Origin of the sequence: Winogradskya consettensis (genome assembly GCF_018332715.1) — a bacterium.
Classification (GTDB): Bacteria; Actinomycetota; Actinomycetes; order Mycobacteriales; family Micromonosporaceae; genus Actinoplanes; species Actinoplanes consettensis.
Map to the genome: position 1 here is coordinate 63,719 of NZ_BOQP01000027.1, position 13,115 is coordinate 76,833.

Here is a 13,115-nt window from a genome sequence, read left to right on the forward strand (position 1 = left end):
CGTCTCACGGTGCGGTCACCGACATCCGGTTGACCGTGACCGCGCCACCGAGGGCCGTGGTCGCGTAGTTGAAGATCCCGAACCGGTAGCCCATGAAGAACTGCCAGTCGCTGTTCAGCGTGAAGGCCGGACCGAGGTTGCTGAACGTCGTGCCGTTGGTGCTGTAGGAGAAGGTTGCTGTCCTGCCGCTGCCGGGCTGGATGTTGGCGGTCACCCGCAACCAGATCTTGCCCCCGGTGACAGTGGCGCCGGCCTGTTCGGTGCCCGTTCCGGTGGTCGTCCAGGTCCCGGTGGACATGGTCAGCCCGTTGGTCATCGACACCCGGGTGGCGCCGTTGTCCTTACGGATGCCGATCCAGGCGGACTGGTCGCGCAGCATCGCCAGACCGGCCCGGTCGCCACCCGTCATGGACGAGTAGTCGAGTTCGATCGTCGCGGTCGAGGCCGGACCTTGAATGCGCCGGGTCAGGGTGTTCCGGGCGTTGTAGAGGTCCCCGGTGACCGTTGCCGTGGAAAGCTTCAATCCGTTGCTGACACCGAACTTCGTGGTGTCCGGGTTGTGGTTCCACTCGTACTGCTGGCCGAGCCCGGGACCGGTGAAGGTGTCCGTACCGATCATCGGGGTGAGCGGATGCCACGGCAGGTTGGGCCGGGTGTAGCTGATGCCCCATCGGCCGTTGACGGTTTGCAGGACCGGCCAGCCGTCGCTGCTCCAGGTGATCGGGGCCATGGTCGGCATCCGGCCGCCGGGGTAGGCGTCGGTGAATGCCATGTAGTACCAGTCACCGTTCTGGGTCTGCACCAGACCGCCCTGGTGCGGCACTCCGCCACCGGTGATCGGGCCGGGCAGGTTCAGCAACACCTGGCGCTGCTCGTACGGCCCCCAGGGGCTGGTCGAGCGCAGAACGTACTGTCCGTTGGCGGGTCTGGTGAGCCAGATGTAGTAGTAGTTGCCGCGCTTGTACATCCGGGATCCTTCGAGCGTGCCGATGCTCGACGGGGTGGTGTAGACGGTCTGGGAGCGGACCTCGCTGGTCAAATCGTCGGACAGCTGGGCGACGCTGATCGTCGAGTTGCCGTACGCGACGTACGGGGTGTTCCCGTCGAAGAGCATGCCGGCGTCGTAGTAGCACTTATTGATCTTGGATTTCTTCGACCAGGTGCTGTCCACGGTTTTCGCGCTGTAGACGTAGGTGCGGTTGAACTCTGTGCAGCCCAGCCAGTAATAGGTCGCGTCACCGGGGCGGTAGTTGAAAGCCGAGGCCCAGATGCCTTTGACGTACGCGCGGGAGCCGTTGAGGTCGTAGGCGTTGGAGTCGAAGTCGAGCCGGGGTACGGAGTGCCCGGCGTACTCCCAGTTGACCAGGTCATAGGAGCGCAGGATCGGGGCGCCTGGGGAGTAGTGCATGGTCGACGCGGAGTAGTAGTAGACGTCCCCCACCCGGATGATGTCGCCGTCGGCGAAATCCTGCCAGACCACCGGGTTGGTGAAGGAGCCCGGGGTGGTGGGCGGTGTGGTGGTGGGCGGTGTCGTGGTGGGGCTGGTTGTCGGCGCCGTCGTACCGGTGCAGGTGGTGCCGTTGAGCGCGAAGCTCGTCGGCACCGGGTTGGCCGACGTCCACGCGCCGTTGAACCCGAAGGACGCGCTACCCCCGGTCGGCAGGTCGCCGTTGTACCCGGCGTCGGTCACGGTGACCTGCGAACCCGATTCGGTGACGGTGCCGCTCCAGAGCTGGGTGATCGTCTGGCCGGCGGCGAAGGACCAGGTGAGCTGCCAGCCGGATACGGGATCGCCGAGGTTGTCGATGGTCACGGCGGCGCCGAACCCGCCCTGCCACTGATTGGTCACCGAGTAGGTGACGCGGCATCCGGCGGCCGCCCGGGCGGTGCCTGCCGCGGTGGTGATGCCGGCGCTGGCGACGAGGACCAGCGCCGACGCGAGCCAGAGCCGAAGATGCGAGCGTTTCACTGCGGTCATCTCCCTGCGGATAGGCCGGCCGGCCCGGGGTGAGGCCCGGGCCGGCCGACCGACGTGGACGGGTCAGGACGCCCGGCAGGTGGGCGTCGCCGAGGGTCCGCTGCCGGTGCCCTGGAAGCCGAACTCGGTGGAGCCGCCGGCCGGGATCTGGCCGTTGTAGGACACGTTGGCGAAGGTGACCGTCCCGCTCGTGCCGCTGCTGGTGGCGTTCCACGCGTTCGTCACCGCGCCACCGGACGGCAGGTTCACCGTGACCGCCCAGCCGTTCACCGCCGCGGATCCGGCGGTGACCTTGACGGTCGCGGTGTAGCCGCCGTTCCACGAGTTCAGCGTCACCGATGCGCTGCAGGCGCCCGCCGACGGCGGGGTGGTCGGGCCGGAGGTGGGCGGTGAGGTGGGCGGTGAGGTCGGGCCGGACGTGGGCGGAACGGTCGGGCCGCCGGCGTTGAGGGCGTTCAGGACCGAGGTGTACGCGGCCTTCTTGTTACCGGAATTGTCGAACAGCAGCGGGTTCTCACCCGTGCGCCACGAGTCGCTGTCCCGGATGCCCCACACCGTGATGCCGGTGCAGCGCGCGACCGCCATGCAGGCCCTGGTGACGCTGCCGTAGACGGAGGCCTGGTTGCCGCCCTGGGCGACGTCGAGCTCGGTGATCTGCACGTCGACGCCCAGATCGGCGAAGCGCTGCAGGTTGGCCTGGTAGTCGCCGGGGATGCCGGTGCCCAGGTGGGACTGGAAGCCGACGCAGTCGATGGGTACGCCGCGGGACTTGAAGTCGCGGACCATGTTGTAGATACCGGTGGATTTCGCGTTGACGCCGTCGGTGTTGTAGTCGTTGTAGCAGAGCTTGGCGTTCGGGTCGGCCGTGTGTGCGGCGCGGAAGGCTGCTTCGATCCAGTCGTTGCCGGTGCGCTGCAGGTTGGAGTCGCGACGGCCACCGCCACCGCCGTCGGCGAATGCCTCGTTGACGACGTCCCAGGCGTAGATCTTGCCCTTGTAGTGGGTGGCCACCTGGGTCACGTGGTTGATCGCCGCGTTGCGCAGGGCACTCCCGGACAGCGACTGGGCCCAGGATGGCTCCTGGTTGTGCCAGAGCAGGGCGTGGCCGCGCACCTTGGAGCCGTTCGACAGTCCCTGGTTGAGGATGCGGTCTCCGTTGGTGTAGGTGAACCGGCCCTGCGACGGCTCGGTGGCGTCCCACTTCATCTCGTTCTCGGGGGTGACCGCGTTGAATTCGCGGGTGAGGATGCCGGTGTAGTTCGCGTCGCCGAGTTTGCCGGCGGCGATGGCCGCGCCGAAGTAGCGCCCGCTCTGCGCCGCGGAGGCGCCCAGGGTACTGGCCGCTTCGGCGGTGCTGGCGACGGCGACGCTCGCGGCGAGGACGGCGCCCGCGGCGGCTGCGGAGAGCAGCAGGACGCGCCGGCGTCGGAAGATCGATGGGGGGTTCATCGGGGAAGCCTTTCTGGAGGGGCTTTTCTGGGCACGGACGCTCCAAGGGGGGACAGGGGGGATTCCGGCGCCGTGTTCGATCCCGGCTTCGTGGTGACGACCTTAATGGGAGCGCTTCCATTCAGGTTCACCTATATTGCCAGGTTGTTACGGCGGGCATCAAGTGCTGTCTCGATGATTTACTCATTTGTATGCCCAGCTGGGAAAACGCCGCCTCGTGAAGTGCGTGTGCCGATCGTCGGCGCTTTTCCTGATCGCGGCGTAACGCAAATCGATGCAGTTTTTCTGAATGTTTTTGGTGCCAGTCGACAGAATTCCGGACGGAGCTGCGGGCAACGTTGTGAAGCCGATTTTTCAGCGTTTCGACCCGAGGGGTGACGAGCTATTGTTTCGAGCTTGTAGCTATAGGATCTCCACTTATCGATCGGTTACCATCGGAGGGCGCGGAGGCCTGGATGTCGGTGTATGGCAGCAGAGCCGGGGGCCGTGCCCACCAGGGAGGCGCAGGACGGCCCGACTCCGTAACAGAAAACGGCCCGGAGCTGACCGATCTGGTGAACGCCGCCCTCGATGGTGACCGCCATGCGGCTGAGGAGCTGATCACGGCACACCTCCCGTTGCTCTACCGGATCGTGGGCCGGGCGCTGGACGGGCATGCCGACGTCGACGATGTCGTGCAGGAGACGGTGCTGCGAGCCCATCGGGATCTGCCGGCGCTCCGCGCGCCGGAGAGCTTCCGATCCTGGCTGGTCGCCATCGCCACGCACCAGATCAGCAGCCGGCTCCGGTCACGCCAGCAGGAACGCGACCGGACGGCAGCCCTCGACGACGCCGCCGAGATCGCCGATCCGGACGCGGAGTTCGCGGACCTCACCCTGTTGCGGCTGAGCCTGTCCGCCCAGCGCAGACAGGTCGTGGAGGCCACCGGCTGGCTCGATCCCGGCGACCGTGACCTGGCCGCGCTGTGGTGGCGTGAGGTTGCCGGAGATCTCACCAGGGCGGAGCTGGTGGCGGCAACGGGACTGGGCGCGGCACATGCCCGCGTCCGCCTCCAACGCATGCGCAGGCAGCTGGAGCTGAGCCGCTTCCTGGTGGCTGCTCTCGACGCCGAGCCCCGCTGCCCGCAGCTGGACGCGCTCACCGACGGGTGGAACGGCACGCCCGGCCCGAGATGGCGTAAGCGCTTCGCCCGTCACCTGCGCGATTGCGACGTGTGCGGGGGCGCCCGCGCCGGATTCGTGCCGTTGGAGCGGCTGGTGCTCGGCGCCTCCCTGGTGCCGCTCCCGTCCTCCGCCGGTGCGCTCGCCGCGGCAACCGCGCTCGGAAGCGGTGCCGCCGCCTCCGGGACGGGCACATCGCTGGGCGCCGGAGCGGCAGGCTGGATCGGGAAGGCAATCGGGGTGAAGGCCGTGGCCGCTGTCCTGGCGGCGGTGACCGCGTCCGGAGGCACCTATCTCGTTCTCTCCGACCGGCCCGCGCCCGAGCCCGTCGCCATCGCACCCCTTCAGGCGCCATCCGCTGTCGAGACCCCGGCGGCCGAGCCGGCCACACCCACGCGGAAGTCCTCGCCCGCAGCCGTTGCTCCGGCATCACCGTCGCGTTCGCCGGCACCGGCATCACCCGGCGCAGCCGGCCTCGTCCCGCTCGGGCCCGTGGTGATCCGGCCGGCCGGTCAGCCGGGCGCGGCAGTGACGCTGAGCGGCGACTACCTGGTCACGGCGGCCGGGGTTTCCGGGGAAGTCGTGACCGCCGGCCCGGGAATCGCCGATCGGTCCTGCGTCTCCTTCCGTGACAGCGACGGCCGGTACGTCAGGCACGCCTCGTTCCGGATCATGCTGAGCGCGCAGGAGGACCGGGAACTGTTCCGCATGGACGCGACCTTCTGCCCGCAGAAAGGTGATGCCGCCGGCACGGTCCGGTTCAGATCGTTCAACTATCCGGACCGGTTCATTCGCGTGGCCGCGGGGGAGCTGCGGCTCGATCCGGCAGAGAGCACCGCCGCGTACGTCGCGGCCTCCACCTTCACCGTGAGCAGTCGATAGTGCGTCCCGGGCGAAATGCTCAGTTCATGCTGCGTACGGGCAACGCCGTGATAGAAAGATCCGCCCGTGATCGAATCGAACGGCAGGAAACGGTGTCTCCTAACGCGCTGATCGTCTGCGAGAGCCTGGTCCGGATCTATCAGACCGGCTCGATCGAGGTGCAGGCACTGCAGGGTCTCGACCTGGTGGTGGACAGCGGTGAGATGGTCGCTGTCGTGGGTGCGTCCGGGTCCGGGAAGTCGACGCTGTTGTCGATCCTGGCCGGGATCGACGCACCGACCGCGGGGAAGGCCCGGGTCGAGCAGTGGGACCTGCTGGCCATGTCCCGCGCGGACCGGGTCCGGTACCGGCGGCACACCGTCGGGTTCGTGCGTCAGCAGACCTCGAGCAACCTCGTGCCGTACCTGACCTCCCGGCAGGTGATCGACCTGCCCATGGTGGCCGCCCGCAGACCGGTGAAACACCGCCGGGACCGCGTGGACGAGCTCCTCGCGGCGCTGGGCGTCACCGACTGCGCGGACCGCAAGCCCGGTCAGATGTCCGGCGGTCAGCAGCAGCGGGTGGCGATCGCCGTCGCGCTGGCGAACGAGCCACGGGTGCTGTTCGCCGATGAGCCGACCGGTGAGCTGGACACCGCTACCTCGACCGAGGTCTTCGGCGCGCTGCGGGAGGTCAATCAGCAGTTCGGCGTGACCGTCGTCATCGTGACCCACGACCAGGCGGTGAGCGGTCAGGTCGAGCGGACCGTGGCGATCCGCGACGGGCGGACCAGCAGTGAGGTGCTGCGGCGCACGGCCACGAACGAGGACGGGGACACCCACGTGATCGCCGAGGAGTACGCGGTGATGGACCGGACCGGCCGGGTGCAGATTCCCCGCGAGTACCGGGACACCCTCGAGCTGTCGAACCGGGTCCGGCTGGCTCTGGAGACCGGGCACGTCGAGATCCACCCCGACAGGTCCGGCCGGTGACCGCGCCGCTGGTTACCGTACGCGGCATCAGCCGCACTTTCGGCGCCGGACCGACCGCCGTGCATGCCCTGCGCGATGTCTCCTTCGACGTCGAGGCGGGCCGCATGGTGGCGCTCGTGGGCCGGTCGGGCTCGGGCAAGACCACGCTGCTCAACGTGATCGGCGGACTGGACCGCCCGGATGCCGGAAGCGTGCTGATCGACGGCGAGGACATCACCGGCCTGGACGAGGACGGGCTGTCCCAGCTGCGGCGCGACAAGGTGTCGTACGTGTTCCAGACCTTCGGCCTGATCCCGGTGCTGTCCGCGGCGGAGAACGTCGGCGCGCCGCTGCGGCTGGCCCGCACCCCGGCCGCCGATCGCGAGCAGCGGGTGCGGCTGCTGCTCGACCTGGTCGGTCTCGCTGACCACGCCGAGCAGCGCCCCGGTGAGCTCTCCGGCGGTCAGCAGCAGCGGGTGGCGATCGCGCGTGCCCTGGCAGCCTCGCCCCGGCTGCTGATCGCCGATGAGCCGACCGGGCAGCTCGACGCGGACACCGGCCGGTCGGTGATGGCCCTGCTGCGCGGGGTGGTCGAGTCCGAAGGTGTGACTGTCCTGGTGTCCACCCACGACCCGGTGATGATGGCGCTCGCAGACCGGGTGGTCCGGATCGGCGACGGGCGTCTCGAGCAATGATCGCCCTGGTACGCCGCCGGGCACGCGCACAATGGCCGGTCCTGGCGGCCCTGCTCGCCGTCGTGACGCTCGGCGCGACCCTGCTCGGGGTGTGCGCGCTGCTCGTGACCCGCAGTGCGGATGTCGCGCTCGGGGTGGCGGCGAACCGGACCGATGCGGAGCAGTCGACCGTGACGGCGTACACGTCGAGCGTCAGCGGCCCGGACGCGGCGGCGGTCGTCGACGCGACCCGTGACGTGCTGACCTCCGCGCTGGCGCCGTTCCCCGCGCGGACCGCGGCTCGCGCTTCCTCCGAGCTACGGCCGCTGCCCGGCCGCGATGACGACGCGCGGACGTACCTCTCCGGTGTCGAGGATCTCCCGGACCGGGCCACACTGACCTCGGGCCACTGGCCCGCGGCCGCGGGGGAGGCGGTGCTGCTCGAGCCGACCGCCGAGCTGCTGCGCCTGCGGGTTGGCAGCCGCGTACACCTGGCTGCGAAGCCGCCGGAGAATCCCGCGCCCGCGGTGGACCTGACGGTTGTCGGCATCGCCCGGCCGTTGCCCAACGGTGGCTGGGACCGCGACCTGCTGGCCGGCACCGGCTACCAGGCGGACTTCAACGACGGCAGCACCATGCGGAGATTCCCGACGTACGGGCCGTTCCTCATCGGCTTCGACAGCCTGGTCACGGGCGGCTCGTCGCTGAGCCGCATGGAGATCGTCGCCCGTCCCGACCTTTCCGGCGCCACCCCGGCCACCCTGGCCACGGTCGCCACCGGGGTCCGCGACGCCGATCCACGGCTGACCGGCACGCTGGGCGAGCGGGCCAAGCTGACCCGCGTCGCCTCGGAACTGGCGGACACCCTGCGCGCCCAGCAGCACCAGCAGAACATCACCGAGGCCGCGGTCCTCGCGGTTGCGGTGCTCGCGACGGTGCTGACCGCAGTGGCGCTCGCCCTCGCAGGACGCCTCACCGCCGGACTGCGCGCGGCGGAGACGTCGTTGCTGTCAGCCATGGGTGCCAGCCCGGTTCAACGCGCGGTCACGGCGGTCGTGGAGGCGGGCGCGATCGCGCTGGTGGCGGCGGCGCTGGCCGTACCGTTGTCGGCGCTGGTGCACAGCGGCCTCAGCCATCTGCCGCCGATGGCGGGCGCGGGGCTCGCCACGGGCCCGGTCCTGGCGGGTGCCCAGGTGCTCGTGGTGGTGGCCGGTGCCCTGAGCCTGACCGTCGTCCTGGTGCTGATCGCGCTCCGCGCCGAGGCCCCGCACGGCGATCGCGGCCGCCGGGAGGTCCTCGCCCGGTCCGGGGCCGACCTGCTCCTGGTCGCCTTCGCCGCGCTCGGCTGGTGGCAGCTGCACGCCCGCGGCACGGACACCGGACTGATCGAGGTGCTGGCCCCCGCACTGCTGCTGATCGCCGGTGCCGCACTGGCTCTGCGGCTGGTCCCGCCCGCGTTGCGGGTCGCCGACCGGCTCGCCCGCCGCTCCGACGGCCTGCCGCTGCCGCTGGCCGCCTTCGAGGCTGCGCGCCGGCCCCAGGCCGCCGCGGCCGGGCTGCTGATCTGCCTGGCCGCGGCCACCGCCACGTTCGGGTTGTCGTTCGACGACACCTGGCACCGGTCGCAGCGCGACCAGGCCGCCCTGGCCGTCGGCACCGACCTCGCCGTGGCGCTCGCCGTCCCGCCGATGGCCGGGCAGGGCGCGGCGATCACCGCCGCCACCGGCGCGGCTGTCGTCAGCCCCGCCGCGGATCGGGGCCTGGCGATCGGCCAGTGGATCGGCGCCGGCACACCGCCCCGGCTGGTCGCCGCGGACACCACCCACGCGAACGAGCTGTTCCGGGGCAGGGTGCCCGGAGATCAGGACTGGGCAACTCTGACCCGCGGGCTTGCCCCCGGCGGGCCGGTGCACGGCGTGCCGCTGCCGGCCGGCAGTTCGTTCGCCGTGTCGGCGACGGGGACCGGGGACATTCCCCTGACCACCACCCCGGCCCTGCTCCTGCAGGACTCCTCCGGGCTGCGGACCACCTGCACCACCGCCGCCTTCACCCTCGACGGGGCCCGTCATCCGATCACCGGATGCGTGCCGGTGGACGGGATGCAGCTGATCGCGGTGGCACTGCCGCTCGACACCGCGCCGGGCTACTTCTCGGCGGGCGACATCAGCGCGGTCACCGCCGAACTGCGGCTTTCCGCGCCGGTCGGTGAGCTGGGAACGTGGACCGTCGCCTCGGCCCTGCCGGACTCGGGTCAGGTGCTGACCCCGGCCCTGGCCGCCACCGGCACCACCGTCCGGTTGACCGCCAAGGTCCAGCTCGGCGGGTCCTGGAATCAGACACCGACCCTGGTCGCGACGGCGTTCCGGGCACCCCGGACGGTGCCGGTCATCATCTCCCGGACCCTGGCGGACGGCATCGGCGTGACAACCGGCTCGCATCTGGACGTCCTGGTCGGCAACACCGGCGTACCCGTCGATGTCGCCGGTGTCGTGCCGGACGTGCCCTCCGCACCCGGCGCCGCCGCCGTCCTCGCCGATCTCGACACCCTCACCAGGGTGCTGACCGCGCACGGCGATCCGCAGAGCCCGGTCGACGCCTGGTGGGCCGCGGCACCGGCGAGAAACGACGTCGCCGCGCTGCACCTGGGCACGGTCACCACCCGCACCGGCGAGAGCGCACGGCTGACCGCAGGTCCGCTCAACGCCGGGCTGCCCGCGGTGCTGCGCCTGCTGGTCCCGGCCGCGGTGCTGCTGCTGTTCGCCGGGATGATCCTGCACGTCACCCACGACCTGCGGGACCGGGCCGTCGAGGTGGCCCGCCTGCGGGGTCTGGGCCTGACCGGCCGGCAGATCCGGACCGTCCTGCTGGGTCAGCACGCCTTCGTCCTGATCCCGCTGCTGTTCGCGGGTGCCCTGGTCGGCGCGCTGGCCACCTGGATCATCACGCCGCTGATGGTGCGCTCGGAGACCGGCGCCCCACCCGTGCCCGAGGTCGCTCCGGTCTGGCCCTGGGCCGCGGAGAGCCTCCTGATCCTCGTGCTCGTGGCCGGTTGCTCAGCCGCGGCCGGGATCGTCGCGACCATCCAGGCCCGCCGGGCCGGCGCCGCACAGCTGCGGGTGGCGTCATGATCCGCCTGCTGCCCCCGGTGCACTGGCCCAGCGTCCGGGGCCGGGCCCGGGCCGACGCCGGCCCCCTGACCCTGGCCGCCCTGGTGGTCGCGGCGGTCACGGTGCTGGCCGGTTCCGTGCCGGTGCTGCTGACCAGCACGGCGGACCAGGCCGTCCGGCAGGCGGTGCGGGCGGCAGGCGGCCAGGCCGAGATCCAGGTCCGGGCCGACTGGGAGTACGACGACGGCGCCCACGGCGGCCGGGTCCGCAACCCGCGCTCCGCGGAGTCCCTCGACGACCTGCGCGACCGGGCCCTCGACCAGCTCGGTGCGCTGCGCGATCAGATGTCCCCGCCGATCGAGTTCGCCGGTGGCCCGTACCTGAAGATCGTCAACGGCGACGAGCCGCGCAGTTTCCGGTTGGGCTATGTCGCGGGCACCTCCGAACCGGCGGTCACCTGGGTATCCGGTGCCGCGCCCCGAGCCTCGAGCGAGCATCCGAATGCCGAGGTGGCGTACACCGGCGACCCGTGGCCGGTGCAGGCCGGCATCTCCGAGACCGCCGCGGCACGGCTGGGGGTCGGGCCGGGTGACCGGCTGCAGACCGAGGACGCCAAGGGCAACCCCTGTGACGTACGGGTGAGCGGCGTGTTCCGGCCCGTGAACCGCACCGACCTGGCGTGGCAGGTCGCCCCGTGGCTGCTCGACCCCCAGTCCGGCGCGGACGGACCGGGCATCACCCGGTTCGGCGGCCTGCTCGACGCGCAGTCACTGCCCGACGCGCGTCTCGCGTTCAACCCCGACGAAGTCAGCCGGACGGTGCGGTTCCGCCCTGACGCCGAGGTGCTGACCCTCGACTCCGCCCAGCGGATCGCGGCGGCCGTGGTGCGGCTCAAGGCGACGTCCGGCTCCTCCGCCAGCCATGAGGGAGCCGCGCAGTGGTCCACCCAGCTCGACCAGGTGCTGCGTGATGTGCGGGAGCGAGTCGACGCCGCCCGGGCACAGGCGTCGGTGCTGCTGAGCGCGGTGATGCTGGTCGCGGTACTGATTCTGCTGCTGGCCGCGCAGCTGCTGGCCGGGAGGCGGGCCGCGGCCCTGACCGTGGCCCGGCAGCGCGGTACGTCGATCGTCGCCCTCGGCACCGAACTGCTCCTCGAATCGGTCTTGCTGACCGTCGCCGCGACCGCGGTGGGTGCGCTCATCGCCTGGGCGGCCGCCGGGGGCGTCGCGTGGGGATGGTTGCTACCCGCCGGGGTGTGCGCGGTGCTGGCTGGGCCCGGCTTCGGGATGGTCACGGCGCACCGGGCCACCCGGGACAAGCGCAACCCGGCCAACCGCAGCGCCCGCCGGTGGGCCGAACGGACAGCGGCGCTGCGCAGACTGACGGCCGAGCTGGCGGTGCTCGCGGCAGCGGCGATCGCCCTGACGGTGCTGCACCAGCGTGGCGCCTCCCCGTCCGCCGGGGGAACCGTGCTGCTGCCGGCCTCCGCCCCCGCCCTGGGGGCCCTGACCGGTGCGTTACTGCTGCTGAGGTTGCTACCGGTGACGACCGGGCTGGCCCTGCGGCAGGCCCTGAGGTCCACGATGCCCCTGGCCGTCTTCGGAGCCTCGCGGGCGGCGTCCGCGGCGAGACGGGTCCTGCCGGTGCTGGCACTGGTCGCCTCGGCCGCGCTCGCTACATTCGCGCTCACCCTGAGCAGCACCATCGGCGCGGGGCTCGCCGACGGAGCCTGGCGCAGCGTCGGGGCGGACGCCCGGATCGACCTCCCGGATCAGCCGGCGACGACCACCACCGCCCTCATCAACCGGATCGCAGCCGCCCCCGGCGTCCGGCACGCGGTCGCCGCCCAGGTCACCACCGCCACCTCGGTGATCGTCGGAGGCGCTTCGCGGCAGGTCCGGCTGATCGCTGTCGACAGCGCCGCCTATCGCGAATTGCTCGCCGGTGCCGCTCGGACGCCGCTGCCGGCGCTGCCCGCCGCTGCCCCCGGCGGCCCGGTCCCGGTGCTGGTGCACTCCCCGGAGGGCACGCTACGGGCCGGCGATTCCCTGGACCTGAGAACGGAAGGCGCACCCGAGGCGACGCTCACCGCGGTCGCCACGACCGACGCCATCGGCGATACCGACGACACGGTACTGGCCGACGCGGCGGCGCTGACCGCAGCCGGTGTCCCTGTCGTCCCGAACACGATCTGGGTCACCGGGTCCGGCGCCGCCGCCGCTGCCAAGGCCGCTGTCGGCGCGACCGTCGTCGCCCGCACCGACGTGCTGCGGGAACGCCGGGAAGCGCCGCTGGTCGCCGGGCTGATCCGGCTCGCCTGGGCGTCGACGGTCACGCTGCTCGCGCTCGGTCTGCTGGGCTTCGCGCTCGACGCGGCGGCCGGGGCACCGGAACGCTGGCAGACCCTGAGCCGGTTGCGGACGCTCGGCCTGCGGACCCGGGAGGCCCGCCGGGTCGCCGCCGGTGAGCTGCTGCCGCTCGCCCTGGTCGCTGCCCTGGGCGGGCCGGCACTGGGGGTGCTGCTCGCCGTGCTCACCCTCGGGCCGCTCGGGCTGCGCCTGCTCACCGCCCAGCCCGGCAACCCCGTCCTGGTCCTGCCCTGGGTGGGTCTGGTGGTGGTCGTTGCCGCATTCCTGGTCATGGTGGTGGCAGTGGTGCGGGTCGAGGCAGCAGTCCGCCGCCGCAACCGCCTCAGCGAGGTCCTCCGCGTCGGCGGCGCCTGACCCGGGGTGAACCTGCCGGACCACGCGGCCGTCGCCGTCATGGTGGCCAGCACCGATTCAACGCCTATTTGACCATGTCGATGCCATAAGCGTTGACGGCGGCGCTCGCCCTAATGGGCACGCTCGCGTGGTTCAGGATGAGCATGAACTGTAGCGGCAAAAACTGTTACAACGCACATCCTCACGCAGCCC

General features: G+C 71.5%; 7 protein-coding genes. 5 read left to right on the forward strand and 2 right to left on the reverse strand.

Annotated elements, in window-relative coordinates; genetic code table 11:
* Positions 1-4: 4 nt before the first annotated feature.
* Both Aco04nite_RS24200 and Aco04nite_RS24205 read right to left on the reverse strand, forming a co-directional pair.
* Complete coding sequence (locus Aco04nite_RS24200; protein WP_212999550.1) at positions 5-1,978, reverse strand: family 43 glycosylhydrolase; 1,974 nt, start codon at positions 1,976-1,978, stop codon at positions 5-7.
* 63 nt (positions 1,979-2,041) lie between these two features.
* A complete protein-coding gene (locus Aco04nite_RS24205; RefSeq protein ID WP_212999551.1) occupies positions 2,042-3,427 on the reverse strand; it encodes a glycoside hydrolase family 10 protein in 1,386 nt (461 codons plus the stop codon).
* Between the two features lie 554 nt (positions 3,428-3,981).
* Here Aco04nite_RS24205 and Aco04nite_RS24210 point away from each other — a divergent pair.
* The 5 genes from Aco04nite_RS24210 to Aco04nite_RS24230 all read left to right on the forward strand — a co-directional run bounded on the left by Aco04nite_RS24210 (position 3,982) and on the right by Aco04nite_RS24230 (position 12,923).
* Positions 3,982-5,469, forward strand: a complete 1,488-nt coding sequence (locus Aco04nite_RS24210) for a sigma-70 family RNA polymerase sigma factor (RefSeq protein ID WP_212999552.1) — start codon at positions 3,982-3,984, stop codon at positions 5,467-5,469.
* Between the two features lie 92 nt (positions 5,470-5,561).
* Entirely contained in the window at positions 5,562-6,440 is an 879-nt protein-coding gene (locus tag Aco04nite_RS24215) for an ABC transporter ATP-binding protein (RefSeq protein ID WP_244876249.1), read from the forward strand.
* The gene (locus Aco04nite_RS24220) at positions 6,437-7,114 is read left to right on the forward strand and encodes an ABC transporter ATP-binding protein (RefSeq protein ID WP_212999554.1); all 678 of its coding nucleotides are present in this window, start codon (positions 6,437-6,439) and stop codon (positions 7,112-7,114) included. The genes Aco04nite_RS24215 and Aco04nite_RS24220 overlap by 4 nt, the downstream gene beginning before the upstream one ends.
* Positions 7,111-10,221 carry an FtsX-like permease family protein gene (locus tag Aco04nite_RS24225; protein ID WP_212999555.1) on the forward strand — a complete coding sequence of 1,037 codons (3,111 nt, stop codon included), beginning with the start codon at positions 7,111-7,113 and terminating at the stop codon, positions 10,219-10,221. Before Aco04nite_RS24220 ends, Aco04nite_RS24225 begins: the two co-directional genes overlap by 4 nt.
* Positions 10,218-12,923 carry an FtsX-like permease family protein gene (locus tag Aco04nite_RS24230; protein ID WP_212999556.1) on the forward strand — a complete coding sequence of 902 codons (2,706 nt, stop codon included), beginning with the start codon at positions 10,218-10,220 and terminating at the stop codon, positions 12,921-12,923. The genes Aco04nite_RS24225 and Aco04nite_RS24230 overlap by 4 nt, the downstream gene beginning before the upstream one ends.
* Positions 12,924-13,115: the final 192 nt, after the last annotated feature.